This is a genomic window from Streptomyces sp. Isolate_45 (assembly GCF_024721315.2).
In the GTDB taxonomy this organism is placed as follows: Bacteria; Actinomycetota; Actinomycetes; order Streptomycetales; family Streptomycetaceae; genus Streptomyces.
The window spans coordinates 37,905-63,232 of the sequence record NZ_JANFAK020000005.1; the positions used below are offsets into that span (position 1 = coordinate 37,905).

Consider the following 25,328-nt stretch of genomic DNA (forward strand, 5'->3'; position numbering starts at 1 on the left):
GCGGACCGATCTTGCGAGCTGCAAGAGACTGCCACCCGTATGCATGGGGCCTGCCCACCACGACCCCCTCAGCGAAGGCGAGACACCAGGTTTCGACCACATGCTCCGTACTTCCACCGATGAGCGGTGTGCCATCCCGACCAGGTGCTGAGGCGGGAGCAACTGCGCAGCTGAGTTTTGGGTTTCGACCACGACCCGGGATCGAACCTCGTCGACGCCTTCGTCGCTACCTTCGGCGCAGAGTGGGGACCGGACAAGGTGGCGACCATCCGCGGCGCCGACTACCGGCTCGACCTATCGTCAAATGACCGGTCAGTCGCATGAGGACACTCTCACCGTAGGCTCACGATCAGCTCACGCAGCTTCCTCAGGCTCTTCACCTGACACCCACCCGGGATGTCCAGAGCCAGGAGACGCAAGCATGCACGAACTGCTGGATCGAGCCCGCTCGTTGAGAGATCGCATCGCCCCCGACCCGTGGGTCTTCCGGGACTTCGCCCTCGGGTAGAGCCCCACGACGCTGTGGGTCAGCTGCTGGGACTCGCGCGTGGTCCCCGCCCTCATCACCGCTGCTGCGCCAGCGGACTCTTCGAGCTGTGCAATGCGGGACACATCGTTCCGCCGTACCAGCCGGGTCATTCATGGGTCAGGAGAAGCCGCCCCATTGAGCACGCGGGGTGCAAGTTCTGATGGTCCGGGACATGCTCCTCTGCGGGCATTCACGCTCCGGCGGCGCTCCTGACCACACCCCCGCGAACGTGGCAGGGCCGACGGCGCGACCTTGGTCCGCCGCTGACCGCCTTGACCACTGCCGCACAACAACCGGTGCCCACGATCGAGGGTCAAGCCCCTACGTTCCGTGGCGCCCACGTACCGCAAGCGAAAGGTTTCGCATGCCCAGTCGGAAGACCACCACGGTGGCTCTCGTCGCCGTACTCGCTTCAGCCGCCGTGGCGGCCACTGCCCTGACAAGCCTCGCGCCCCGCGCGTCGGCAGGGGACATCAGGTTCTCCCCGACCGCCGACACCTACGTCAACAACCGCTACGCCAGCACGAACTACGGCACATCGAAGCAGCTCGGCGCGGACAACAGCCCCGTCAAGCGGATGTTTCTGAAGTTCGACGTCACGGGCATCACCAAGCCCATAACCCGGGCGACGCTCCGGATCCACGTCGACGACGTCGCGGGAGCGGAGAGCGGCAGCGGCGGCACGTTCCGCGCGATGTCCAACACCTCGTGGTCCGAGACGTCCGTCACGTACGGAAACCGGCCCTCCATTGACGGCACCGTACTGGGCACCCTCGGCTCGGTCTCCCGCAACACCTGGTACAAGGTCGACGTGACCTCGTACGTGAAGGGCAACGGCAGCTTCGGTATCGGCGTGACCTCGTCGAGCAGCAACGGGGCGGACTACGACTCGCGCGAGACGGGCGCCACCGCACCACAGTTGGTAATCGAGACTGGCGGCGGTCCGACGCCGACAACGCCGACCCCGTCGGGCTCCACCACCCCGCCGCCCGGCGACCCGGTGCTCGTCGGTGCGGGTGACATAGCCACATCGGGTTCCGGGGACACCGCGACGGCGAAGCTGCTCGACAACATCCCCGGCACGGTGTTCACCGTCGGGGACAACGCCTACCCGAACGGCACTGCGTCGGACTTCTCCACGTACTACGAGCCGACCTGGGGCCGCCACAAGGCCCGCACCCGCCCCGCGCCGGGCAACCACGACTACCACACCTCGGGCGCCTCCGCGTACTACAACTACTTCGGTACCAAAGCGGGTGCGGCCGGCAAGGGCTACTACTCGTACGACCTCGGCAACTGGCACGTCGTCGCGCTGAACTCCGAGACCGGCATGGCGGTGGGCTCGGCCCAGGAGCAGTGGCTGCGCGCCGACCTTGCGGCCAGCACCAAGCCGTGCACGGTGGCCTACTGGCACAAGCCGCGGTGGACCTCGAGCTCCGGCCACGCCCCCGACCCGGCGACGGGTCCGCTCGTACAGGCACTGTACGACAACAACGCCGAGGTCATCCTGACCGGCCACAACCACCAGTACGAGCGGTTCGCCCCGCAGAACCCGAGCGGCCGGCTCGACACTGCGCGCGGTCTGCGGCAGTTCGTCGCCGGCATGGGCGGTGCGAGCCTCTACGGCTTCGGCACCATCAAGCCCAACAGTGAAGCCCGCAACAACGACACCTTCGGCGTGCTCAAGCTGACCCTGCACGCCAGCAGCTACGACTGGCAGTTCGTCCCCGTGGCGGGCAAGACGTACAAGGACAGCGGCACCGGCACCTGCCACTGATAGCGCCCGTTCCGTTCTCCCCTCTGCCGGTCCGGCCATCTGCCTGACCAAGCCGGATGCCGCCCGCGCCACCGCTTCGGGGGCTCGGCGGTGTCCGGACCCCACCCGCCCTGATCCCCTGCACATCCCCCTCATCCCCCTCATCCCTCATCCCCGTCCGGAGGTCGCAACCCCGTGTATCTCTCCACGATCGGCAGGAAGGAGCTGCCAGCCGACTCCGCCGTCACCGGCCGGCGCGGCCGGTGGACCATGGTCGGGGGCAACGTCCTCACGCTCGGCACCGTCAGCCTGATCACCGACGTCTCCGCAGAAATGGTCAGCGCCGTCCTGCCCCTTTACCTTGTCCTCGGCCTGCAACTCAGCCCGGCGGCGTACGGAGTCCTCGACGGGCTCAACACCGGGGCCACCGCCCTGCTCAGACTCGTCGGCGGGTACGTGGCCGACCGGACCAGCCGGCGCAAGGCGGTCGCCGGCGCCGGATACGGCCTCTCGGCCCTGGCCAAGCTCGGCCTGGTGGCCGTGGGCAGCTCCGCGTCGTCGATCGGGCTGGTGCTGACCGCCGACCGGGCGGGCAAGGGATTGCGTACCGCTCCACGCGACGCGCTCATCACCCTGTCCGCGCCAAGCGACGCGCTCGGCCGCGCCTTCGGGGTGCACCGCGCCATGGACAGCATCGGGGCCTTCGCCGGCCCTCTGGTGGCGTTGGCCGTACTGACCGCCTCCGGCCAGTCGTTCGACGCGGTCTTCGTCACCAGCTTCTGCATCGCGGCCTTGGGCGTGCTGGTCCTCGTCCTCTTCGTACGGGACCACCGGGAGGCGGGGCCGACGAAGGGCACCGTGTCACCGCGCGCCCTCGGCCGGCTCCTGCGGACCGGGCCGGTCCGGCGCCTGGTGGCGGCCGCCTGCTTGCTGGGACTCGCCACCATCGGCGACGGATTCGTGTACCTGCTGCTGCAGCGGCGCGAGTCGCTGTCCATCGGATGGTTCCCGCTGCTGGCCGTCGGCACCAGCCTCTCCTACCTGCTCCTCGCGGCCCCACTGGGTGCGCTCGCGGACCGTATCGGAAGGCTGCCGGTGATGCTCGGCGGCTACGGCATGCTGGCGCTGGTCTACCTGCTGCTGCACGGCCCGCTCGACGGCCCGATGCTCCTGGTCCTGGTCGTCGGCCTGAACGGGATCTTCTACGCCGCCACCGAGGGCGTGCTGATGGCACTCGCCGCACCCGTGCTGCCGGAACGGCTGCGGACGACCGGCATCGCCGTGATCCAAAGCGGCCAGGCGCTGGCCTACCTCGGCTCGTCCGTGCTGTTCGGGCTGGCCTGGCAGGTGTGGGGCGCGGCCGCGGCGAGCCGGGGGGCGGCGCTGTGCGTGGTCGTCGGCGCGGTGGCGACGGCGTTCCTGCTGGCCCCTGAGGCCTCCCGAACCGCGGCCCCGACAGCAGGACCCGCCATGCACACAACTCGGGAACCGGATCCGAAGCGAAACCCGGATGAAAGGACTGGTACTTGCGAATGAACGCCCCCACCCAGCGCGGCAGGATCATAGCGACCGTGCTCGCCGCCGCCCTGCTGGCGACCCTGGCAACCACCACCGTCGTCCGCGCCCGTCACAACGCGACCGACGCCCCCGGCGACGGCCCCGGTCCGGTCGCCGCAGCCTCCCCGGACGGTCGGCACCCACACGGCAGCCGGCTCCAGGTGCTGAGCAACGGGTTGCTGTCCACGGTGTCCCTCGCCGACCCGGCGGGCCCGCGGACCGTCACGTCGCAGCGCTGTGACCGCGCTTACACCGCGGGCGGCACCACCGCCTGCCTCACTCCCACCGGCGCACTCAGCGAGCCCCGGCTCCTGGTTCTCGACGCGGACCAGCAAGTTCGACGTACCGTCAACCTGACCGGTCTCCCGAACCGGACCCGGGTCTCCCCGGACGGCCGGATGGTCGCCTGGACGCTGTTCGTGGGCGGGGACTCATACGCCGGCGGCGGCTTCTCGACCCGTACCGGGATCCTCGACACGCGCACGGGCGGGCTCACCCACTCCTTGGAGGAATTCGCCGTCTACCGACAGGGGCACCCCTACCGGGCGGCGGATATCAACGTCTGGGGCGTCACCTTCGCCGCCGACAGCAACCGCTTCTACGCGACGCTCTCCAGCGGGGGAACCCGCTCCCTGGTGGAGGGGGACCTGGCGGCCAGGACCCTGCGTATCCTGGTGGACAACGTGGAATGCCCGTCGCTGTCTCCGGACAATACCCGGGTCGCCTTCAAGCAGGCCGTCGGTGCCGACCCCGCCAAGGGCTGGCGCCTGTCCGTCCTCGACCTCGCGACCCTGCGGCGCACCGAGTCGGCGGAGACGCGAACGGTGGACGATCAGGCGGCCTGGCTCGACAACTTCACCCTGGCGTACGGGCTCCAGCGCGGGGACGGTACCAACGACGTGTGGACAGTACCGGCGAACGGCAGCGGCGAGCCCCATGTTCTCGTTTCCGGGGCCAACTCGCCTGCCGCGACGGAAGCGGCGCGCTGATGCGGGTGGGGCGGGCACGGAGTCCGCGGCCCTTTCGGACTGCTGCCCCGCCACGCGTCCACCCCTCGGCCACGACCACGACCAGATCGCAACGTTCGTGACCAAGTGACCAAGCTGATCAGCGCCTGACCAACTCTCCGACGGGGCCGCAGCTGCACGACCCGACCGCGTCCTGCCTCGGACAGCCACCAGGAGGCAGCCAGCCCAGCCATTCGCCACGCATGAGGACTACCATGTGCAACCATCAGCCGCCCTGCCCGCCGGCCACTGCGCCGGACCATGATGCCGCCCGCACCGTCGTCTTCCACCCTGAACAGGGGTGGAGCCTCTTGTGCAACGGAGTCCTGGCCTTCGACGTTATGTCGATCTCGGACGCGGAAGAGGCTGCTGACCAGGGGCACTACGAGACGGACATGTCTTCGTCAGGACCGGAGGCATTCTCCCTGCGGATCGAAGCAGATGAGTCCGTGCTCGCGAGCCAGCGCAGCGGCGTACTCGGACACTGCCTCAGCCTCGCCATAGGACATGAGCAGGTACACGATCGGGCCCGATGCCTCATCGAGGACCGGTGGCGACGCCCATACGACACTGCGCTCGTCGTCGGGGTATCGCGCCACGAGTGCTTGCACGTAGGCCATGATGCGCGGCGCCGGAGGCACGACGACGTCGTCCGATTCCAGGTAACGCTCGTAGAGCTCGTTGTAGGTCGAGCCCGCTTGGCAATCGTCGGTGGGACGGTCACCGTCCCAAACAGCAAGATCATAGCTCATGGGCGCATCGTCGCAGGCAGGAGCTCCGCTGGCGCCCGCAGGCCCCGAGATCGAACCTCCACTCGTGACCCACAAGAAGTCCTAGGTCAGGGTGCGGAGGCGCCGGATTTCACCGTGGGCGGTCTCCAGTTTCCGGGTGAGGTCGGCGACCTGGTCGCGGAGTTGCCGGTTTCGTTCGAGTGCGGTCTCCAGCCTGCGGTGCAGAGAGGTGTCGCTGGCCGCGTGCCGAGGGCTGCGGTGGGGTGCAGGGGATCGCTGCTGGAGCTGGTTGATCGCGGTGATGAGGTCGGTCTGCGTGTATAGCCAAGACCTGGAGACACCTGCTGCGTTCGCAATACTGACGACGGTGGGCCGTTGGTCGCGGCGGGCGGCTGCCTTGATGGCTTCTTCTGCGCGTTCGCGTGCTTGTCTGCTGCGGGCCTTCGAGGCTTCGACAAGGAAGCGGGCGTTGTCAGCCGGTGGCATCGAGATCGGTCACCTTTCCGCCGGCCACGATCTGCTGAGGTCCGGCTTGTTCCAGGGCGTCGATGATGGTGTCGAGCTTGCCGAGCGTGCGGGTGTTCTTCTCGGCGATCCGCGAGAGCCCGGCCCTCTCGGCATCGCCGATGAGCTTGCGGGTCTCATCGCGCTGGCGTCGGTGCTGGTCGAGGAAGTCGCCGGTTGTGATGAAGAATCGGCAGTCCAGGCATGGGTTGGCGTACTCGCAGTCGGTCTGGATGGGGGCTCCGCAGTACCCGTTGGGGAGACTGACCTTGGCGCGAACGAGGGACAGACGCATCCAGGCGGCGTCGGCGAGGGGATGGTCGGTGGGCAGTTCGACGGGTTCGCCGTCGGCGTCGACCTTGAGGGCCTTCTCCCAGTGCTCGCGCAGGGTCTTCTGGTGGAGTCGCGCGTAGACGGCGGTCATTTCCGGCGACATGTGGTCAAGCAGCTGCTGGACGATGTACTGCGGGACGTTGGCGTTGATCAGCCGGGTGCCCAGCGTGTGTCGGAACTGGTGAAAGGTGACCCGCGCGGAGCGTCCGTGCTCGTCGAGGAGACGAATGCGCTGCAGCCAGTTCTCCATGAGGCTGCGGCACCAGGTGTCCGAGATGGGTTTGCTGCCGTTGAGGTTTGCCTGCCCGCTGGGGAACAGGAAGCGGCTCCCGGCCGGGAATCTCGACTCGACCCGGTGTTGCTGTTCTGCGATCTCGTCTGCCAGGTCCTGGCTGATCGGGAAGAACGCGGCACGTCCGTGCATCTTGTGGTTGATCCAGGCCAGGTAGGGGGCGCCCGTGTCGTCGTGGGTGACGCAGTCGAATCGCAGGCGTCGGGCGTCCTTCATGCGCAGGCCGCAGGAGATCAGCAGGGGAATCATGAGGCGGAGGTCATCACTGGGGATCAGTGCCAGGTTGGAGGGATTTTCCAGCTGGCGCATGAGGTGCTCGGAGATCCAGCGCGGCTTGGCCGGCGGCAAGGCTGGGGCGTCGTTGTAGACGACGGCGTTGCGCGGAAGGTCCGGCTGCCAGTCGTGCGCCCGGGTATCTGTGAGCAACCGGCTCAGAGCGTTGACCGCGGTCCGGCGGGTGTAGACGTCCGGGTAGTCGATGCTCAGGACGGCGATCCATGTCTCGATCCGTGCGCGTGTCAGGTCGGCGGGCGCTGCGTTCGGCGGGAGATGCCGGGCGAAGTGGACCAGGGAGCGGAGATTGTTCGCCACCGTGTTGACGCTGATGCCCGTACTGATCCGCCACCGGCACCACCGTTTGGTCAGCTCGCGAAGCCAGGGCTGGGGGATGCTCGCAAAGCGCAGGTAGCGCGACTCGCCTTCTGCCAGGGCGAGATGGCGCAGGTCCCAGGTATCGCGAGGGTACTGGTCGGCCCATGGGTCATCGGCGATGAGCAGGTGTTCCAGTGCGAAGCGGGTGTCCGCGATGAAGCGGAAGGCCACCACGTTGTGGGTCGAACGCTGGCCGTCGGGGTTGGCGGGGGCGACGTAGTCCCGCCAGTGGGCTTCGCTCCAGTCGACGAGGCTGGTGACCGGTGCCTGAGACGCCCAGGTGACCGCGCGGCGCACGTCTCGGGCGGGGGTGAATCGCAGCCCTTCATCGAGGCGGTGCTGGAGTCCGAACTGGAATTCCAGGCGGAGTCCGGGGGCGAGCTGGCCGAGGCGGATCTTCGGGTCGCCGCGGTGGGCGAGGTCGTCGTACCAACCGCTGAGATCTGGGCGACCGTGCTTGCGCCACCGGCTGTGGTGCGTGTGACACAGCGATGCGTTGGTGCTGTCGGTCCAGCGCGGGCAGTCGGGGAATTCGCAGGACCGTTCCACGGCCTGGGGCCCCTGCGGCGGCTGGTAGATGGTCCGTCCGACCCAGTCCGCGAGGTCCGGCCGTCCCGCATGGTTCCAGCGCGAGGCATGTCGGTGGCACAGGGTGTTGGCGGCTCTGGCCCGATTGCATCCGGGGAGCACGCAGTCCAGTACCTGATTGCGCTGACGCAGCCGCGCGTCGACCTGCACGGACCAGCTGTCCAGGTCGACCGGTCGGTCGGCTGCCACCCAGTGGTGATGGTGGGTGCGACAGAGCAGCAGCCTGCCCATGGTCAGCGTGGTCGGGCAGGACGGTATGCGGCACTCCCCCGGGAAGAACGTCGGGCTGTCACGAGGGGGACGGAACACGTCGGCACGGAACTCCGGCCGGACCGTCTCCATCAGCTTCGCCAGAAGCCCAGCCGAGCCCCGGTGTATCTGGGGTGTGTTCACCGCTCTGACTTCCCGTCCTTGATGACCCCAGCCGAGAGAAGCACCCTGCGATGATCTTCGACACTGAGGTGGCTGTAGATCTCCGCGGTCGTCTGCGAACTGGCGTGGCCGAGGAGCTCGGCCACGACCTCGATCGGAACCTTGGCCCGCAGCAGTCGCGTGGCGTAGGTGTGCCGGCACGCGTGCGGCGAGAAATGGGCGATACCGGTCCACTTCTTCAGGCGTCCCACGAGCTCGTTGACGTTCGCCCGGGTCATCGGGGAGCCGATCGGGGCACGGAAGAGGTTGACGAACACGAAGTCGCAGTCAAGAGCCCTGTACTCGCTCTCCATGTAGGAGGCGTAGCGGTCGAACAGCTCCGGACTCACCGGAACGGTCCGACCCTTCATCCCCTTGACCCGAGCGCGGTTCGGATTGTTCTCCCGCGGAACGATGTAGATCTCGCCCTTGCGGAGGTTGAGGTCGCTATGCCGCAGGCCCAGGGCCTCGCTGATCCGCAGACCCGAGTCGTCCAGGAGGGCGATGAGGAACTGGTCCCGCCGCCGACTGCAGGCTCGCATCAGCCGCTGCACCTCGTCGCCGGTGAGGGTCTTGGGCGGGTTGCGGTGGGCGTGGATGCGGATCGGGCTGTGCTCGACTTCCCCGCCGCGCTGGGTGTGCACCAACATCGGCATGTAGGTGCCGGTGGGCTGCCTGGCCAGCAGGTTTCCCAGCAGCGCGGGAACGCTCTCATCCCGCCGGGCGTGGAACCGGTAGAAGGACGCGAGCGCCGCCCTCTTCCGCTGCAGCGTGGTGTTCTCCAGCGCCGGACCGACATCCGGCAGCACGAACACACCGGCCGCTCGGGCCGGCTTCGGCCGGCGCAGCCAGTCGAAGAACTGGGCAAGGACCTCCAGCCGCACCCGCCGGAAGTCCAGACAGACCTGCTCCAGCCAGACGAAGAAGTCCCTCAGGTCGTAGGCGTAGCCCTGGACCGTGTTCGGCGACGCGCCCGTCGCGGACAGGTACGCAAGGAAGTCCTCCACGGCATCGACGGGCAAGCCGTCGTCTCCCACCACGGTGTACGAGAGCGGACCGTCATCGGACAGCCGCAGCCTCTGCACTGCGAACGACACACCACACCCCAGGCCGATATGGACAGGCGAACAGAACCCGTCCATGAAGCACTGAAAGGCCCTTGGATGGCAGCGAGTTGGACGTCAAAGACACTCGGAAGACTGATCGACATAGTCGAGGACGGCGGTGAACTGCTGCCGGGCGGCGAAGTCATCGAGCCTTCACCAGGGGCTTGCTGAACGCCGTATGAACCAGGGAACGGCCCCTCCACAGCAGCCGACTGCTGCCCCCTCGCCGAGGGGGAACGACAGCACATAGCCGCGCTGATGCCCGTCCGCGACCACATCGGCAGAACTCCGGGCGGCTCTCGCCGGCGTCATGTACGTCCTGCGAACCGGTGTTGCCTGGCGCGATGTCCCGGCCGAGACCGTGGGCTGTTCCGGAGTGACGGCCTCGCGCCGGCTGCGGGACTGGACCGAGGCCGGCGTCTGGCCACGCCTGCACGCCGCCCTTCTCGCCGAACTGCGCCGCGCGGACGCGTTGGACCTGGACGACTGCTCCGTGGACGGATCGCATGTCCGGGCCCTCAAAGGGGGGACCACGTTGGCCCCTCGCCCGTCGACCGCGCCCGCCCCGGCTCCAAGCACCACCTGATCGTCGACCGCCACGGAACCCCGCTCGCCGTCACGCTCACCGGCGGCAACCGGCACGACGTCACCCAGCTCCTGCCGCTGCCGGGCACCGTCCCGCCGATCCGGGGCCTTCGCGGACGCCCGCGCCGCAAGCCCCGGCGCCTGTATGCGGACCGGGGCTACGACTTCGACAAGTACCGCCGCCTGCTGCGGAAGCGAGGCATCAAGCCGATGATCGCCCGACGCGGCGTCGCCCACGGCTCCGGACTGGGCAAAGTGCGCTGGGTGGTCGAGCGTGCCTTCGCGTGGCTGCACCAGTTCAAACGGCTCCGCACCCGCTACGAACGACGGGCCGAACTCCACCAAGGCCTGCTCGAACTGGCCTGCAGTCTCATATGCCTCCGCCGCCTACGCACCGCATCGCGGAGCGGTCAGTTGGCTACGCTGAACCATCCCGGCCGCACCTCGTTCAGAAGCGGTTGCAGCGACCGCACCGCGGACCGCATGTCCTGATCCGTGACGTCAAGAGGCTCCGGCAGGTTCAGCCCGTACCGGCGCAGCCGCCAGAGGTCGAAGATTTCGCTCCCGTCGGCTGTGAAGTCGACATCGACCTCAGTGCCGTTGTCGCTCTCGAAGCGGCACCCTGCCCCGTGAACCGTGTAGGCGTAGGCGCCGATGTGACCAGTCCGACTGATCTGGCGCGAACGGACCAGGCCGAGGACATCTGCCAGTCGCTCAATCGACGGGATCGCCACCCTCATGGCTTCATCAATCGCGTTCAGAGCGCGGACATAACCAAGCACAAGGTCTCGCGCAGCCCCAACCCGTTCCATACGGCGCCATCCCCCCTGAGCCCGTGACTGAAGGGATTGTGCCATGAGGCCGCCAGCCTCTCCGCAGGACGGCATTCTGAAACGATCAGTAAGCCGGCCCCCAGCCGTGCGGCCGAACCCCGATGCCCGTGAAACCTGACCGGCGGACAACCGACTGCCCACAATCCGCCCCACGGCGATGGCGCAGAAGGGGCCGTCCGGCCCCCGCAGGGGGGCCGATCCTGCCCTTCCCGCCCCGGCCCCACGAGAGCAGCGTGTCAGGCATCGGCCAAGCCGACGCATGCCCCGGCCCGCGGTCCGAAGGAGTATTCATGACCACGTACCGAATCTCGGAGCTTGACGCGCACTGGCGCGCCGCGAACTACCTGGCCGCCGGCCAGATCTACCTCTTGGACAACCCGCTGCTCACGGAGCCGCTGCGGCCGGAACACATCAAGCCCCGGCTGCTCGGGCATTGGGGCACCGCACCCGGCCTGAACTTCGTCCACACCCACCTCAACCGGGTGGTCAAGGAGCGATCGCTGGAGGCGCTGTGCGTCTGGGGGCCCGGCCACGGCGGGGCCGCCGTGCTCGCCAACTCCTGGCTGGAGGGCACGTACAGCGAGACCTACCCGGACATCGGCCGCGACGCGGACGGGATGCGCAAGCTGTTCCGGCAGTTCTCCTTCCCAGGCGGCGTCCCCAGCCACGTCGCGCCGGAGACGCCGGGGTCCATCCACGAGGGCGGGGAGCTCGGCTACTCGCTGGCCCACGCGTACGGGGCCGCCTTCGACCATCCCGGACTGCTGGTGGCCTGCGTCATCGGCGACGGCGAGGCGGAGACGGGGCCGCTGGCCGCTTCCTGGCACTCCAACAAGTTCCTGGACCCGGTCCACGACGGCGCCGTCCTGCCGGTCCTGCACCTCAACGGCTACAAGATCGCCAACCCGACCGTGCTGTCGCGCATCCCCGAGGCGGAGCTCGACGCACTGCTGCGCGGCTACGGGCACGACCCCCTCTACGTTTCCGGCAGCGACCCCGCCCTCGTCCACCCGGCCATGGCCAGGGCCCTTGACCAGGCCCTCGACCGCATCCACACCATCCAGGGGGAAGCGCGGCCCACGGGTACGGATCCCGGCAATGAGCGCGCGCGGTGGCCGATGATCGTGCTGCGGACCCCCAAGGGCTGGACGGGGCCGGCGACCGTCGACGGCCTACCGGTCGAGGGCACCTGGCGCGCACACCAGGTGCCGCTCGACGCGGTCCGCGAGGACCCCGCACACCTGCGCCAGCTGGAGGACTGGATGCGTTCCTACCGACCGGAGGAGCTCTTCGAGGCCGATGGCTGTCCTGCGGCCTCCGTGCTGGCCTGCGTACCGGAGGGTGGGCGGCGACTGGGCGCGAGTTCGTACGCCAACGGCGGCCGGCTGCTGCGCTCGCTCCCCCTGCCCGGCCTCGACGCGCACGCCGTCCCCGTGGAGAAGCCCGGCAGCACCCTGCACGAGCCGACCCGCGTCCTGGGACGCTACCTCGCGCAGATCATGAGGGACACGGCCGGACGGCGGGACTTCCGGGTCTTCGGACCGGACGAGACCGCGAGCAACCACCTCGACGATCTGTACGACGTGACGGGCAAGGCCTGGCAGGGCCTGACGGAACCCACCGACCGGAACCTGTCCCCGGACGGCCGGGTCATGGAGATCCTCTCCGAGCACGTGTGCCAGGGCTGGCTGGAGGGGTACCTCCTGACCGGCCGCCACGGCCTGTTCTCCACGTACGAGGCCTTCGCCCACATCGTCGACTCGATGGTCGGCCAGCACATCAAATGGCTCAAGAGCGCACGCGAGCTGAGCTGGCGGGCGCCCATCGCCTCGCTCAACTACCTGCTCACCTCGCACGTCTGGCGCCAGGACAGCAACGGCTTCTCCCACCAGGACCCCGGATTCGTCGACCACGTCCTCAGCAAGAGTCCCGGTGTCGTGCGCGTCTACCTGCCGCCGGACGCCAACACCCTCCTCGCCGTGGCCGATCACGCCCTGCGCGACCGCGACCAGGTCAACGTCATCGTCGCCGGCAAACAGCCCTGCCACGACTGGTTGTCCATGGACGAAGCACGCTCACACGTGGCACGCGGCGCCGGAATCTGGGAGTGGGCCGGCACGGACGACGGGGCCCAGGAGGTCGACGTCGTTCTGGCCTGCGCCGGAGACGTGCCGACCCTGGAGGTGCTCGCCGCCACCGCCCTGCTGCGCCGACACCTACCGGATCTGGCCGTGCGCGTGGTCAACGTCGTCGACATCGCCCGCCTGATGCCGCGGGAGGAGCATCCGCACGGGATGACCGACACGGAGTACGACGCGCTCTTCACCACCGACAGGCCCGTCGTCTTCGCCTACCACGGCTATCCGTGGCTGATCCACCGCCTTGCCTATCGCCGGACCGGCCATCCGAACCTGCACGTCCGCGGCTACAAGGAGTCCGGTACGACCACCACCCCCTTCGACATGGTCGTCCGCAACGACCTCGACCGCTATCGGCTCGTCATGGACGTCATCGACCGCGTCCCCGGCCTCGCCGGGCGGGCGGCGGGCCTGCGGCAGAGCATGTCCGACCAGCGGATCCGCCACCACGACTGGATCCGCCTCCACGGAACCGACCTGCCGGAGGTGGCCGACTGGTCCTGGCCCTACTGAGCGCCCGCTCGGGGTGAGAGGGGTGGGCCGTCCGGGCCGACGAGGGTACCGAACGGCCCTTCCCGGGCCGGCCGCCACCGGCGGAGGGTGGAGGTGTACCCGAACGGAGAACCGCCATGAGCACCTCCTCCCTCCACCGGCTCACGTCCTCCCCCGACCGCTTCACCCGCGCCCTGTCCCCGGAGCACCGTGGCAGCCTGCTGGCATTGGCCCACGAGAAGAACTTCCCCGCCGGCGCACGCCTGTTCAACCAGGGCGGGCACACCAGCCATTTCTGGGTCATCCGGTCGGGCAGTGTCGGCATGGACGTGCACGTGCCCGGCAGGCAGGCCGCGGTGGTCGAGACGGTCGGCCCCGGCGAGCTCGTCGGCTGGTCCTGGCTGTTCCGCCCCTACACCTGGCACTTCGGCGCCGAGGCCATGACACCGGTACGCACCGACGAGTTCGACGCCGACGCCGTGCGCATGCTGATGAACTCCGACCCCGCACTCGCCTCCGAGATGTGGCAGTGGGTGGGTCAGGTGCTCGCCCACCGGCTCATATCCGCCCAGGTCCGCCTCCTCGACCTGTACGCGCCCCACGGCAGCGGAAGCAGCATCTGAGACAATCGACCCCAGACGTATCCCGACCCGAGGGTGTGGCGCGGATGTCCGATGCACCAGCTGCCACCCCGGCCCCCACCAGGGTCTTCCTCCTCGACGACCACGAGGTCGTCCGCCGGGGGCTCCACGATCTCCTGGACGCCGAGCCCGACATCGAAGTGGTCGGCGAAGCGGCCACGGCCGCACAGGCCCTGGCCCGGGGGCCGGCCCTGAAGCCGGATGTGGCGGTGCTCGACGTGCGGCTGCCCGACAGCGACGGCATCACCGTCTGCCGCGAACTGCGCTCTCGCATGCCCGATGTCGCCTGCCTCATGCTCACGTCCTTCGACGACGAGGACGCCCTCCTCGACGCCATCATGGCCGGCGCCGCCGGGTACGTCCTGAAGCAGATCAGGGGCTCCGACCTGGTCGCCGCCATCCGGACGGTGGCGACGGGTCAGTCGATGCTCGACCCGGCGACGACCGCGCGCCTCATGCGCTCGCTGAGGGACCCCAGCGCCGGAAAGCCGCCCGAGGACCAGCGGCTGACGGTCCTCACCGAACGCGAGCGCGCCGTGCTGGAACTCGTCGGCGAGGGCCTCACCAACCGGCAGATCGGCAAACGGCTCTTCCTCTCGGAAAAGACGGTCAAAAACCACATCTCACGACTGCTGGCCAAGCTGGGAGTGGAGCGGCGCGTTCAGGCGGCGGTCATCGCCGCCGAGGTCCGCGAACGTGACGAACCGGGCCGCTGACGCCATCGCTCATTCGGGAGGGCCGAGCGGCACACGCCACTCCAGGCGGGTTCCACCGCCATCAGGGCGCGGCACGACCGACAGCCTGCCCCCGCGAACCTCCGCGCGCTCCGTCAGATTACGCAGCCCACTCCGGCTGCCACCAGCCGAAACACCCACACCATCATCACTCACCGTCACGACCACCGTGCCGTCCGCCACGGCGATGGTGACATCCGCCCGAGCCGCACGCGCATGCCGGGCGACGTTGCTGAGCGCCTCGACGAGAACGGCGACCACGTCCTCGGCAACCGGGGACGGCACATCGGTGTCGATCAGCCCCTCCATCCGCAGGGCGGGGGCGAAACCGAGCACCGCCGCCGCCTCACCCACGGCCCGCACCGCGCGGACCCGGAGTCTGGCGGGGTGGCCCGGTTGCGCCTCGTGGTCGCGGAGTCCGAAGATGGTCGAACGGATGATCTTGATCGTCTCGTCCAGGTCGTCGATCGACCGGCCCAGCCGCTCGGACGCCTCGGGATGCTCAACGAACCGCTGGGCGCTCTGCAGGGTCATCCCCGTCGCGAAGAGGCGCTGGATCGCGAGATCGTGCAGGTCGCGGGCAATCCGGTCACGGTCCGCGAGCAGGCTGACCTCCTCGGTGTCCCGGCGCCGGTCCGCCAGTTCCAGCGCCAGGGCGGCCTGCCCTGCGAACCCGGGCAGCGGCGCGACCTCGGCCGCGGCGAACGACGGGCGCCCGGTCCGCCGTGCCAGCATCAGCACCCCTCGCAGCATGTCCCGGGTGCCCACCGTGACCGCCACAGCCGGCCCGAAACCCGTCCAGACGTCCGACTGGACCGCGACCCGGGCATCGGCGGCCACCTCCGTGAAGGTGATCAGGCCGTCCCGCGCCGTGACCAGATCCGCGAGGATCCCCTCACTGCCCGGCAGGACGACGCCGCGGTGGGCCTCGGCCCCCTCCCCCAGGGCCAGCGAGCCGTGCAGCTCTCCGCTGGGCTCCACCTGATAGAAGACACACATCTCGGCCGAGATGATGGACCGGGCCCGGTCCATCATGCCCTCCAGGACCTTTATCTCGGAGGAGCCCGACAACAGGGCGCTGGTGAAGTCGGAGTTCGCGGCCAGCCAGCGCTCCCGAAGCCGGACCTCCTCGTAGAGGCGGGCATTGTCGATGGCGACGCCGGCGGCGACCGCGAGGGTCGCCAGGACCCCTTCGTCCTCCGCGTCGAAGGCCGTACCGCCGCGCTTCTCCGTCAGGTAGAGGTTGCCGAACACCTCGTCCCGGATCCGGATCGGTACACCGACGAAGGAACGCATCGGAGGATGATGCTCCGGGAAGCCCGAGGAGGCCGCATGCTCCGACAGGTCCGCCAGGCGTAGCGGACGCGGGTGCCGGATCAGCTCACCCAGCAGTCCGTGGCCGGCCGGAAGGGCTCCGATCCGCGCCCGGAGCTGGTCACCGATGCCCACCGGGATGAACGCGGCGAGTCGCTCCTCGTCCCCCACCACGCCCAGCGCACCGTACTCCGCGTCCACGAGGACGACCGCGGCCTCCACGATCCCGCGCAACACCTGGGGCAGGTCCAGTTCCTGCCCCACCGACATGACGGCCTCAAGCAGCCCGTTCAGCCGGTCCCGGCTGCCCCGGGCGTCGGTGACCTGGGCCTGGAGCGCGTCCAGCCTCCGCTGCGGAACGCGGCTCCGTGGCGCGTCGCCATCGTCCCCGACCATGGACACCTCCGGCGCCGTCAAGGGGCTCTGCGGATCCGCCCACTTCAGCGTAGTGCTTCCACCAAAGCTGCCGGTCACTTTCCGGACCATGTGCGGCGGGCGGGAGGCGCCCGAGCCGATCCCGGCTCGATGCGGCCCAACGGCGACCGCCCAGGCCCCGCCTACACGCCCGGTATGGTGATCACCGGGCAGTTCGCGCGGTGCAGGAGCCCGTGGACGACCGATCCGAGTCGGATGCCCGTGTAGCCGCCCCTGCCCCGTCGGCCCACAATCAGGGCCAAGGCGTACTCCGCCGCCGCGGCCAGGCACTCCACCGGGTGCCGGTCGGGACCTCGCAGGTGAGCTTGACGTCCTGAAATTCCTCTGCCAAACCTCGGGCCGTGTCGGTCAGCATGCGGTGCTGGGCCCTCACGGCCGCCGTGTTCGACGTCGCCCACCACGACGATGGGGCAGGAGGCCTGCGCGGTGACGGGCAGCACGACGGAGGTACAGGGCTCGGCCGCCGGGGCCGACTCCCCGATCTCGGTCATCAGCGCAACGTCGGGCTGGATCTCGCCCCGACACACGCACCGGAGCTCGATGTCAGCCCGGGCAGGAGCCGGCGCAGAGGGAGCCGATGGTGTAGGTACCCGCGAGATTTCCCCTGTTGCCGGCGGTGGTGCTGCCGATCCGATTCGTGTAGTTGACGCTGTGGTAGTAGTGGAACCTGCTGCCGGTGCGGTTGTAGACGGACCGGGTGTTCGTGCCGGCTCGCATCCATGAACACTGGGAACGGGTGTCGGTGGAGCTCTGGGACCACTGGCATTTCTCTCCGCCCCCGTCCCTCTCCGAGTAGAAGCAGATCCAGCCGGACGCGCAGTTGTCGTAGCCGCTGATCGAGACGTCGTCGGCCTGGGCCGCGGGCGCGAGTGCAAGCGCTGCACCGACGAGTCCGGTCGTTACGGCCAGGCTGAACTTTGTCCGACGGTTCATTACCCCTCCTTCGACTGCTGGCGAGATTGCCGTGGCGGCCCGCACCGTCGAGGTTCGGGCTGCCACCGAGAAGTCTGGTGGGTACACCGATTGAGCGGCTACGGAAGAATCAGCCAGTTCGTTGAACTTCGTTCGCCATAAGGCGTGTTCGAGGCTCTTCGTGCCATCAGAGCCGGAACTTCCCATGTGAGCGGTTTGTCGTCCACTGATTCCTGAGGGCCGTTCGTACGAGCCGGATCGGTTGTGCTCCACCTCGTACCGGGGTCAATCGGTGGTGCCACAAACGCGGGAGAGGGGTGTCACATGCTCGTGAGCTCGGACGATGGCCCGTCGAAGAGGCTGGGCCGGCTGGTTGTCGGACGAGAGCACGATCATGGCTGAACCTGAAGGAGGTCTTGCCGGTCATCGACTACGGCCCCCTGTCTTCTCCCTGCCCCGCACCTGGTTCAGCTGGGCTTCGGCTATCTCCTGGCCGTGGAAGCCGGAGGCGCCGTTGAGGCACGGCTCGCACCGGAGGTGGAGCGACTGTCGGGTCTGCTGCGGCCACCGCGGAACTGGTCGCCTTCCCCGTGACCGCGCTATCCGACGACACCGAGCCCTGCGCCGGCTCCTTCGCCCTGGACGAGGTCGGCGTGCTCTTCCTCATGATCATCAGGGAATGTGCCACGGCCACCCCGGCTCCCGGGATTCGCGCACCATCGCCCGCTTCGTCGGGCAGATCGCGGACTCCCCTTCGGCGGCGAGGAGAACGTCCCGCCGGTCGGCAGGGTCACCTCCGTCGACCACGCCGACAACGGCCCCAGCCCCGGCGGCTGCATCCGCGGCATCGTCCTCGGCTGTCCTGCGGCAAATCCGCTTACGTCCCTCCGGTCACATATTCCTGGGCCTTCGCCACGTTCGAGGCCAGGTCCGCGATCGAATCGAGCACCAGCCGGTCATCGATCCAGGGCTCGTACTCGGTCCGTCGCTGCTGAACCGCTTGCCAGGTCGGTTCCTCGAAGCCCACGATGCCCCGGGACCGGCGTTCCAATCTCTGCTGGTGCACTCGCGAGTCCGAGCAGACAACCTCGATGAACGCCACTGGCACCCGATGGCGGTCGGCCAGCGTCCGCCACTGTCGGCGTGCCACCTCCATCGCGTTGACCGCGTCGATGATCACGCATTGGTCCAGCGCCAGGACACCGTCGGCCACCGCCTCGGCAACGAGGTAGGCCGCCAGGCCCGTTGGCTGGACTCGGTCCACGCCGGCACGCCACATGGCCGCCTCGATGGGGTCGACCGACACCACCGCAGCGGGCAGCGCCCGTCCCAGTTCCCCGGCAACCGAGCTCTTCCCCACCGCGGGCAGACCGGCCATCACGATCAGCATGACGGCACTGTCCCATACCCGGCTCAGCCCGGCGTGCCGGCCGGGTTGGGGTCATGTACCGGTACCGAATCCGCGCACCAAGCATCAGTCAAGGTGACGGGTTCGACGCTTTCGGTGCGCATCACTGTCGAAAAGGGATCGAGGGAGTTCCACCACCATGCCTGTTGACCCGAGTGACCCGGATACCTCCACCGACGCCCCCCAGGACGACCCACAGAAGCCTTCAAAAGAGGCTCTGGACCACCAGCAGGAAGACCGGCGGAAGCACCACGGCGATGGCCGGCGCCGCCCACCAGCCGATGGCACGGCGCTCCACACGACGACTCGGTGGTCTCAGCACGAGCTGGTCGTCGGTGGGTCCGCCGGGCGACGAGACGGCTCATCGGTGGAGGGTTCGGCCATCTTCAGCTCCGAAGAAGTCGGGTGGTCAGTCGACCCACGCACCGGCGGACCGCTGTCCACCGTGAGGCTCATGGCGCAGACCTCGCCGCCCGCGACCTCCAGCGAAAAGGGCTGCCCCGTCAGGGAGTTGCCTGCCTGCCGCACGGCTGATGACCCCCGCATCCCCCGCGCGACCTCCCGGCGGTGGGGCCCTGCCCGCACACCCACCGCCTCGCTCACCCTCCCGCCCGGCAGAGTGCGGCCCTCCACCACGCCTACTGGCCTGGGGTCAACGCGACGAAGGTGCCGCCATGGCCGGCCGCAAGGTGCAGCAGCCGATCCCACTCCAACTCGTCGACCACCAGGCCTCGACGGACAGGGGCGCCCCGGGCTCAGTCGGTGTCGATGCCACGTGGGGCGAAGATGTCCGCCGCGTCCGGCACGGCCAGGACGCCGTCCTCCACGAAGGTGACCTCCCGCAGGTTGGGCAGCAGGGCGAGGGCGTCGAGCGAGCGGACGTCGAACAGGTCGTCCTCGCCGTCCCAGGCGGGGGCGCCCCTTGCTCTGAGCGCAGGGCATGGCGCGCGGCTCGTCAGTGACGTAGCCGGGCGGCTGCGGCCAGAAACGGGGTGCTCACGACGGTGGCTGCGGCGCCGAGTGTGGTGTCGGTGGCCAGGATCCACCGAACGGTCTTCATTGCCAGGGTGAGGACTTCACTCCCGCGACGGCGCATGCCGGCCTCGAAATGGTGCACGGCATCGGTGAGGGTGGCGGTGCCGTCGGCGACGGCGCTGATGTGTGTGAGCAGGTCGGCGGCGTCGCGGATGGCCGCGCCCGCTCCCATGCCGGCGGTAGGGGGCGTGGCGTGGACAGCGTCGCCCAGCGCGGTGATACGGCCCGCAGGCCAGGGCGCGAGATCCTCCGCGCGGGTGGAAGCGGCGTTGAAGCGGAATCCGGCCACGCTGTGCGGGTCGGCTTGGGCGATGACCTCGAGTGTGTGCTCGGCCCAGCCCCGCTCGCGGAATCGGCCGAGCAGCGCGGCCTGCAGTTCGCCGCCGAGCAGGTCGCGCAGGGAATCGGTGCTGGTGGATTCGGGGAACATGGCGCCCCAGATGTAGGTGGGTCCGGTGGTGACCGACATCCGCAACTCGGGGGCGTCGAGCGCGGTGTTGCCGACCGGGTCGAGGAAGCCGACGTAGAGCGCTGCTCCGCGCGGGCCGATCGCCAGCCCGGATCGTGGCCCAAGCCGCTGCTGCTCGCCGGGGCTGAGGTCTCGCCGGAGGGTGCGGCCGGAGTACCCGATGATGCCCGCCGGGCTGTTGGTCGGACCTCCCGCCAGGTGGCGGGCGACCACCGAGTGGGTGCCGTCCGCGCCCACGACCAGATCCGCTGAGACCGGCGCCCTGTCGGTGAACAGCACTCGGGGCACGCCGTGGTCGTCGTGACCGACGCCGGACACGTCACATCCCAAGTGCAGGCTATCTCCGACGGCTTCGGCCAGCAGTATCCGCAGGGTGATCCGATCGACGTCGACACTTGCACTGCCGCTGAGGTCCGGCCCGTGGCCCAGCAGCCGGCCTCGACGATCCCAGAACGCGTCGCGCTCGCGCAGTCGCAGCGCCGATCCCGATGCCAACAGCCGCTGCATGATCTTCGGTTCCACCAGGTCATTTAGCGCCGACTGCGCCCGCTCATCCAGGGTGATGTGGTAGCCGCCCGTCGCCGCCACATCGATGTCCCGCTCGAATACCGCCACCTCAAAGCCCCGGCTACGCAGCCCCGCCGCCAATGCGAGCCCGCCGATTCCGCCACCAACCACTACTACCCGCATACCAGACACCGTCCTTTCCGTCGCTGCTCACTGAACAGAACTCACCCTGACATCGGTAGTGGACACGGAGTGGCCACTACCGATGTCAGGGTGGGACGATGGCGAACACTTCACACCGGGCGTTGCGGCTGTTGTCTCTCCTCGGATCAGGACGGCGGTGGTCGCTGCGCGAGCTCGCCACCCGGCTCGGGAGCAGCGAACGCACTGTCCGCCGCGACATCGAAACCTTGCGCGCGCTCGACTACCCGATCGCCACCATCCACGGCCCCGATGGCGGCTACCGGCTCGGAGCCGGGGGAACCCTGCCGCCGTTGCTGTTCGACCACGAGCAGGCTCTCGCGGTCGCGGTGGCCCTGCAGACCGCACCAAGCGCGATGTTCGGCCTGAGGGACGACGCGGCGCGGGCACTGGCGGCTCTGCACCAGGTCATGCCCCCTGCGCTGCGGACATCCATGGAATCCCTGCGCCTGACTCGGCTGCAGAACTATTGGGAGTTCTCCGCGCCCCCCATCGACGCGGCCGCCCTCACCGCCGTCGGAACCGCGGTACGCCAACGCCACCTACTCGTCACCGAGACGCTGCGTCCCGACGGCACACGCCCCGAACCCAGTGACCCCGACTACCTGCCCGCCCACCGCATTGAGCCACACCACCTGGTCTTCTGGGCCGCCCGGTGGTATCTGGTCGTCTACGACCTCACCGACAACGAATGGCGAGTGCGCCGCGTCGATCGACTGCACCCCCGCCACACCACACAGCGCTTCGCAGCCCGTACGCTCCCCCACCCCGACCTCGCCCACTTCGTGATGAGCACCCACGACCGCGGCGACACCCCCGCCGTCTGGCAATGCACCGGCACCGCCCGGCTCAACCTGCCCGCTCACATCGTGGCCCGCTGGGCACCAGGCGGCTCCGTCGTGGAACACCTCGACACCGATTACTGCCGGCTCACTCTCGGCGCCTGGTCCTGGGCCGGCATCGCCGGCATCCTCGCCACCTTCGACACCGAACTCACCGACCTCCACCCACCCGAACTCGTCGACGCATGCCGCCGTCTCGCACTCCGATGGGCCACGATTGCCGACACCGAGAACCTGGGACTGTAAAGAAACGGGTCTGTCCCAAAGTCGGTAGTGACGGTGGGTGCCTGTCAGTCGAGCAGGATGCGGTGACGAAGGAGGTCGAATTCTGCCGTCCGCGCATCTGTCTCATGATCCTTTTGTTACGGGTGGTGACGCCCTCAGTGCGTCCGTAGTGGTAGGGCTTCACGGCTGGCCGGTCGATTCGAGGCCGTTGGTGAGGCTGAGCAGGTGGGTCAGGGCAACCGCGCGGGCGGCTGTGATCAAGTCGGTGAGTTTCGTGTCATTGCCCTCGGCGGGTTTCAGCAGAGTGGGTTCCGTACGAGATCGGCGAATGCGGTCATCTCCGGGCAGGCTGCGGCGATCTTCTCCAAGGGCCGTTTCCTTCGGGCGCAGGTCGTCGGGTCGGTGAGCAAGCGGCGGCTGACGTGACGCACTGTGGTGACGGGGCGGTCGCCTTCGGCACGACCCTGGTCCGGTGCCACGGACGGATTCACCATCGACGAGGAGCCGGCTCAAGCAGGCAACCAGCTGCCGCCCCCCAAGTCGTGGGAAAGGCACCATGGCCTCCTGCCTCGCCCGGACCCAGTACCTTGGCAGCTTCGCCGTCCTGCCCCTGTGCCCCGACACCGGCAACCGGCGGGCCCCGTCAGTTCGCGCCTTCGAAGGCGCCGGCGCGGGCCGCCGCCGCGGAGGCCGCGGCGGCGCGGCGCGGCAGCGTCGGGTCCGGGGCGGTCCGGAGCAGCAGCAGTTCGTGGTAGAGCGGGGCGGTCGCGGCGACCAGCAGCGCCCGGCTGTCGGCCGGGCCGGGCAGCTCGCCCCGGTCGGCCGCGCGGGTGACGACCACCGCACAGCGCGCGTAGCGGTCCTCCCAGAACCGCGACAGTGCCGCTGCCGCTTCCGCCGACCGGAACCCGGCGGCGATCAGGGCCGTGGTCACGTTCGGCCCGCCACCCGCCAGCGCCTCGTACACCTCCTGGTTGAGGGCGGTCAGGTCGTTCTCCAGCGACCCGGTGTCCGGTGGGCTCCACGTGCCGTCGGATGCGGCGTCGAGTACGTCGGCAAGCAGGCGACCGACGTCGCCCCAGCGCCGGTAGACGGTCGTGCGGTGGACGCCGGCGCGTTCCGCGACCGCGTCGACCGTGAGCCCGTCGTATCCGGCCTCCAGGAGCAGCGCGCCCACCGCCTCCAGCACCTGGGCGCGGACGCGGGCGCTCCGGCCGCCGGTCCGGCGCCGTGTCGTGGCCGGTTTGGCCGGTTCCTGTTGGCCGGAACCTTCGCTTGCCTGCGCAGGGGAATCCATGTCAGCATTTTAACGCAACATCCGTCGCCTTAAAGGAGAACTCCCGTGCTCATCCACCACGCCACCACCCACCACACCGCCGCCTCGACGACCCCCGAACCCCTGGAGCCGCCCCATGACTGCACAGCTCACCGCATCTGACCTCACCAAGTCCTACAACGGCCGCCTGGTCCTCGACTCCGTCGACTGCTCCGTCCACGTCGGCGAACGCCTCGGCATCGTCGGCGAGAACGGCTCCGGCAAGTCCACCCTGCTCCGGCTGCTGTCCGGGTCCGAGCGCCCCGACCGCGGCGAGGTCGTCCTGCACGCCGAAGGCGGCGTCGGCTACCTCGCACAAGAAGAGGACCTCGCCCCGCACCTGACCGTCCAGCAGGTGGTCGACCGCGCCCTCGCCGAGCTGCGTGCCCTGGAGCGGGACCTGCGCCGGATGGAGGCCCGTATGGCCGACGGCGACGCCACCGCCAAGACCCTCAGCGCGTACGCCGACACCCTCACCGCCTTCGAACTGCGCGGCGGGTACGACGCCGACGCCCGCGTGGAGCGCTCCCTGCACGGCCTCGGCCTGCCGGCCCTGCCTCGCGAGTGCGCCGTCGGCAGCCTGTCCGGCGGCGAGGTCGTACGTCTGCGCCTCGCCGTGCTGCTGGCCGCCGCCCCGGAGGTGCTGCTCCTCGACGAGCCCACCAACCACCTCGACGGCGCCGCCCTGACCTGGCTGGAGGACCACCTGCGCGCCCGACGCGGCATAGCGGTCGCCGTCTCCCACGACCGGGCCTTCCTGGAACGCGTCGCCACCTCCCTCCTGGAGGTCGATGGCGACCTGCACAGGACCGTGCGGTACGGCAACGGCTACGTCGGCTACCTCGCCGAGCGCGCCGCCGACCGGCGGCGCCGCGCCGAGGCCCACACCGCCTGGCGGGCCGAGGCGGCCCGGCTGCGCGCGGCCGCCGCCGTCACCGCCCGCCGGGTGGCGCCCGGCCGTGCCATGAAAGACGGCAACAAGATGGCATACGACCGCGCCGCCGGCCGGGTCCAGCAGTCCCTCGCGAGCCGGGTCCGCAACGCCGAGGAACGCCTCGCCCGGCTGCTGGCCCGGCCGGTGCCGGCCCCCGCGGACCCGCTGCGGTTCACCGCGGTACCGCGCAACGCTGCCACGGCTGCCGCCGACCCCGGAACGCCCGCCGGTTCCGGGGACGCGCGAGGGGTGCTGCTGGCCGCGGCGGGCGTCGCGGTCGAGGGGCGGCTCGCGCTGGTGGACGTGAACGTGCCGGTCGGCGGCCGACTGCTGGTCACGGGCCCGAACGGGGCGGGCAAGAGCACCCTGCTGCACGTACTGGCCGGCACCCTGGCCCCCGACCGCGGGCAGGTCGTACGGCACGGCCGGATCGGACTGCTGGCCCAGCACACCGATGCCGGCACGGGCCGCGGAACGCTGCTCGCGGCCTACGCCGAGGGCCGCCCCGGGACCCCCGAGGAGCACGCCGAACAACTCCTCTCACTGGGCCTGTTCGCCCGCGACCGGCTGTCCGCTCCCGTCGGCTCCCTGTCCGTCGGACAGCGGCAGCGGCTGGCCCTGGCCCGCCTGGTCACCGAACCGGTCGACGTCCTGCTGCTGGACGAGCCCACGAACCACCTCTCTCCCGCGCTGGCGGAGGAGCTGGAGGAGGCCTTGGCCCGGTTCGCCGGCGCGGTGGTCGTGGTCAGCCACGACCGACGGCTGTGCGCCCGCTGGTCGGGCGACCGGCTTGCCCTGCACGCCCCGGCACCGGAACCAGCCGCAGCCGCCACCTGCCCGTGA

General features: G+C 69.5%; 20 protein-coding genes and 2 pseudogenes. 11 read left to right on the forward strand and 11 right to left on the reverse strand.

Annotation, left to right across the window (positions count from 1 at the left end):
- The first annotated feature begins 893 nt into the window (after window positions 1-893).
- The 4 genes and pseudogenes from NOD94_RS03110 to NOD94_RS03125 all read left to right on the forward strand — a co-directional run.
- Complete coding sequence (locus NOD94_RS03110) at window positions 894-2,306, forward strand: DNRLRE domain-containing protein (protein ID WP_281204136.1); 1,413 nt, start codon at window positions 894-896, stop codon at window positions 2,304-2,306.
- A 174-nt stretch (window positions 2,307-2,480) separates the two neighbouring features.
- Window positions 2,481-3,821 (forward strand): MFS transporter, encoded by a 1,341-nt coding sequence (locus NOD94_RS03115; protein ID WP_281204137.1) that lies wholly within the window; start codon window positions 2,481-2,483, stop codon window positions 3,819-3,821.
- Window positions 3,818-4,831 carry a hypothetical protein gene (locus NOD94_RS03120; RefSeq protein WP_281204138.1) on the forward strand — a complete coding sequence of 338 codons (1,014 nt, stop codon included), beginning with the start codon at window positions 3,818-3,820 and terminating at the stop codon, window positions 4,829-4,831. Before NOD94_RS03115 ends, NOD94_RS03120 begins: the two co-directional genes overlap by 4 nt.
- A gap of 233 nt (window positions 4,832-5,064) precedes the next feature.
- A pseudogene (locus tag NOD94_RS03125) lies at window positions 5,065-5,187 on the forward strand (DUF5999 family protein); the annotation flags it as partial.
- A gap of 66 nt (window positions 5,188-5,253) precedes the next feature.
- Here NOD94_RS03125 and NOD94_RS03130 read toward each other — a convergent pair.
- The 4 genes from NOD94_RS03130 to NOD94_RS03145 form a co-directional block, all read right to left on the reverse strand.
- The gene (locus tag NOD94_RS03130; RefSeq protein ID WP_281204139.1) at window positions 5,254-5,601 is read right to left on the reverse strand and encodes a hypothetical protein; all 348 of its coding nucleotides are present in this window, start codon (window positions 5,599-5,601) and stop codon (window positions 5,254-5,256) included.
- 81 nt (window positions 5,602-5,682) lie between these two features.
- Window positions 5,683-6,066, reverse strand: a complete 384-nt coding sequence (locus NOD94_RS03135; RefSeq protein ID WP_281204140.1) for a DUF6262 family protein — start codon at window positions 6,064-6,066, stop codon at window positions 5,683-5,685.
- A complete protein-coding gene (locus NOD94_RS03140) occupies window positions 6,053-8,179 on the reverse strand; it encodes a tyrosine-type recombinase/integrase (RefSeq protein WP_281204141.1) in 2,127 nt (708 codons plus the stop codon). The genes NOD94_RS03135 and NOD94_RS03140 overlap by 14 nt, the downstream gene beginning before the upstream one ends.
- 158 nt (window positions 8,180-8,337) lie before the next feature.
- Window positions 8,338-9,456, reverse strand: a complete 1,119-nt coding sequence (locus tag NOD94_RS03145) for a tyrosine-type recombinase/integrase (protein WP_281204142.1) — start codon at window positions 9,454-9,456, stop codon at window positions 8,338-8,340.
- 298 nt (window positions 9,457-9,754) lie between these two features.
- On the opposite strand from NOD94_RS03145, the pseudogene NOD94_RS03150 reads away from it, so the two are divergent.
- Window positions 9,755-10,446, forward strand: a pseudogene (locus tag NOD94_RS03150) (IS5 family transposase); the annotation flags it as partial.
- Window positions 10,447-10,460: 14 nt separating this feature from the next.
- On the opposite strand, the gene NOD94_RS03155 reads toward NOD94_RS03150, so the two are convergent.
- Window positions 10,461-10,862, reverse strand: a complete 402-nt coding sequence (locus NOD94_RS03155; RefSeq protein ID WP_281204143.1) for a hypothetical protein — start codon at window positions 10,860-10,862, stop codon at window positions 10,461-10,463.
- A gap of 311 nt (window positions 10,863-11,173) precedes the next feature.
- On the opposite strand from NOD94_RS03155, the gene NOD94_RS03160 reads away from it, so the two are divergent.
- From NOD94_RS03160 to NOD94_RS03170, 3 genes are all read left to right on the forward strand, one after another.
- Entirely contained in the window at window positions 11,174-13,534 is a 2,361-nt protein-coding gene (locus tag NOD94_RS03160; RefSeq protein WP_281204144.1) for a phosphoketolase family protein, read from the forward strand.
- A 116-nt stretch (window positions 13,535-13,650) separates the two neighbouring features.
- Window positions 13,651-14,136, forward strand: a complete 486-nt coding sequence (locus NOD94_RS03165; protein WP_281204145.1) for a cyclic nucleotide-binding domain-containing protein — start codon at window positions 13,651-13,653, stop codon at window positions 14,134-14,136.
- A 44-nt stretch (window positions 14,137-14,180) separates the two neighbouring features.
- The gene (locus tag NOD94_RS03170) at window positions 14,181-14,870 is read left to right on the forward strand and encodes a response regulator transcription factor (protein WP_281204146.1); all 690 of its coding nucleotides are present in this window, start codon (window positions 14,181-14,183) and stop codon (window positions 14,868-14,870) included.
- A gap of 9 nt (window positions 14,871-14,879) precedes the next feature.
- On the opposite strand, the gene NOD94_RS03175 is transcribed toward NOD94_RS03170, so the two are convergent.
- The 5 genes from NOD94_RS03175 to NOD94_RS03195 all read right to left on the reverse strand — a co-directional run bounded on the left by NOD94_RS03175 (window position 14,880) and on the right by NOD94_RS03195 (window position 21,151).
- Window positions 14,880-16,598, reverse strand: a complete 1,719-nt coding sequence (locus tag NOD94_RS03175; protein WP_281204147.1) for a GAF domain-containing sensor histidine kinase — start codon at window positions 16,596-16,598, stop codon at window positions 14,880-14,882.
- 161 nt (window positions 16,599-16,759) lie between these two features.
- Complete coding sequence (locus tag NOD94_RS03180) at window positions 16,760-17,128, reverse strand: universal stress protein (RefSeq protein ID WP_281204148.1); 369 nt, start codon at window positions 17,126-17,128, stop codon at window positions 16,760-16,762.
- 52 nt (window positions 17,129-17,180) lie between these two features.
- Window positions 17,181-17,570 carry a peptidase inhibitor family I36 protein gene (locus NOD94_RS03185; protein ID WP_281204149.1) on the reverse strand — a complete coding sequence of 130 codons (390 nt, stop codon included), beginning with the start codon at window positions 17,568-17,570 and terminating at the stop codon, window positions 17,181-17,183.
- A gap of 856 nt (window positions 17,571-18,426) precedes the next feature.
- On the reverse strand, window positions 18,427-18,939 hold the full coding sequence (locus tag NOD94_RS03190; RefSeq protein ID WP_281204150.1) for an AAA family ATPase: 513 nt from the start codon (window positions 18,937-18,939) through the stop codon (window positions 18,427-18,429).
- Window positions 18,940-19,912: 973 nt separating this feature from the next.
- A complete protein-coding gene (locus tag NOD94_RS03195) occupies window positions 19,913-21,151 on the reverse strand; it encodes an FAD-dependent monooxygenase (RefSeq protein WP_281204151.1) in 1,239 nt (412 codons plus the stop codon).
- A gap of 98 nt (window positions 21,152-21,249) precedes the next feature.
- Between NOD94_RS03195 and NOD94_RS03200 the strand changes: the two genes are divergently transcribed.
- The gene (locus tag NOD94_RS03200; RefSeq protein WP_281204152.1) at window positions 21,250-22,257 is read left to right on the forward strand and encodes a WYL domain-containing protein; all 1,008 of its coding nucleotides are present in this window, start codon (window positions 21,250-21,252) and stop codon (window positions 22,255-22,257) included.
- 204 nt (window positions 22,258-22,461) lie between these two features.
- The gene (locus tag NOD94_RS03205; protein WP_281204153.1) at window positions 22,462-22,662 is read left to right on the forward strand and encodes a hypothetical protein; all 201 of its coding nucleotides are present in this window, start codon (window positions 22,462-22,464) and stop codon (window positions 22,660-22,662) included.
- 217 nt (window positions 22,663-22,879) lie between these two features.
- On the opposite strand, the gene NOD94_RS03210 is transcribed toward NOD94_RS03205, so the two are convergent.
- The gene (locus NOD94_RS03210) at window positions 22,880-23,533 is read right to left on the reverse strand and encodes a TetR/AcrR family transcriptional regulator (RefSeq protein WP_281204154.1); all 654 of its coding nucleotides are present in this window, start codon (window positions 23,531-23,533) and stop codon (window positions 22,880-22,882) included.
- 115 nt (window positions 23,534-23,648) lie between these two features.
- Here NOD94_RS03210 and NOD94_RS03215 point away from each other — a divergent pair, with 115 nt between their 5' ends.
- Window positions 23,649-25,328 carry an ABC-F family ATP-binding cassette domain-containing protein gene (locus NOD94_RS03215; protein WP_281204155.1) on the forward strand — a complete coding sequence of 560 codons (1,680 nt, stop codon included), beginning with the start codon at window positions 23,649-23,651 and terminating at the stop codon, window positions 25,326-25,328.

Bases quoted from the DNA above. Each gene is read 5' to 3' on its own strand.
- NOD94_RS03175 (WP_281204147.1), bottom strand. From the start codon at position 16,598: ATGGTCGGGGACGATGGCGACGCGCCACGGAGCCGCGTTCCGCAGCGG.
- NOD94_RS03160 (WP_281204144.1), top strand. From the start codon at position 11,174: ATGACCACGTACCGAATCTCGGAGCTTGACGCGCACTGGCGCGCCGCG.
- NOD94_RS03190 (WP_281204150.1), bottom strand. From the start codon at position 18,939: ATGCTGATCGTGATGGCCGGTCTGCCCGCGGTGGGGAAGAGCTCGGTT.
- NOD94_RS03110 (WP_281204136.1), top strand. From the start codon at position 894: ATGCCCAGTCGGAAGACCACCACGGTGGCTCTCGTCGCCGTACTCGCT.
- NOD94_RS03135 (WP_281204140.1), bottom strand. From the start codon at position 6,066: ATGCCACCGGCTGACAACGCCCGCTTCCTTGTCGAAGCCTCGAAGGCC.
- NOD94_RS03195 (WP_281204151.1), bottom strand. From the start codon at position 21,151: ATGCGGGTAGTAGTGGTTGGTGGCGGAATCGGCGGGCTCGCATTGGCG.
- NOD94_RS03165 (WP_281204145.1), top strand. From the start codon at position 13,651: ATGAGCACCTCCTCCCTCCACCGGCTCACGTCCTCCCCCGACCGCTTC.
- NOD94_RS03140 (WP_281204141.1), bottom strand. From the start codon at position 8,179: ATGGGCAGGCTGCTGCTCTGTCGCACCCACCATCACCACTGGGTGGCA.
- NOD94_RS03215 (WP_281204155.1), top strand. From the start codon at position 23,649: ATGACTGCACAGCTCACCGCATCTGACCTCACCAAGTCCTACAACGGC.
- NOD94_RS03180 (WP_281204148.1), bottom strand. From the start codon at position 17,128: ATGACCGAGATCGGGGAGTCGGCCCCGGCGGCCGAGCCCTGTACCTCC.
- NOD94_RS03130 (WP_281204139.1), bottom strand. From the start codon at position 5,601: ATGAGCTATGATCTTGCTGTTTGGGACGGTGACCGTCCCACCGACGAT.
- NOD94_RS03120 (WP_281204138.1), top strand. From the start codon at position 3,818: ATGAACGCCCCCACCCAGCGCGGCAGGATCATAGCGACCGTGCTCGCC.
- NOD94_RS03155 (WP_281204143.1), bottom strand. From the start codon at position 10,862: ATGGAACGGGTTGGGGCTGCGCGAGACCTTGTGCTTGGTTATGTCCGC.
- NOD94_RS03170 (WP_281204146.1), top strand. From the start codon at position 14,181: ATGTCCGATGCACCAGCTGCCACCCCGGCCCCCACCAGGGTCTTCCTC.
- NOD94_RS03200 (WP_281204152.1), top strand. From the start codon at position 21,250: ATGGCGAACACTTCACACCGGGCGTTGCGGCTGTTGTCTCTCCTCGGA.
- NOD94_RS03185 (WP_281204149.1), bottom strand. From the start codon at position 17,570: ATGAACCGTCGGACAAAGTTCAGCCTGGCCGTAACGACCGGACTCGTC.
- NOD94_RS03210 (WP_281204154.1), bottom strand. From the start codon at position 23,533: ATGGATTCCCCTGCGCAGGCAAGCGAAGGTTCCGGCCAACAGGAACCG.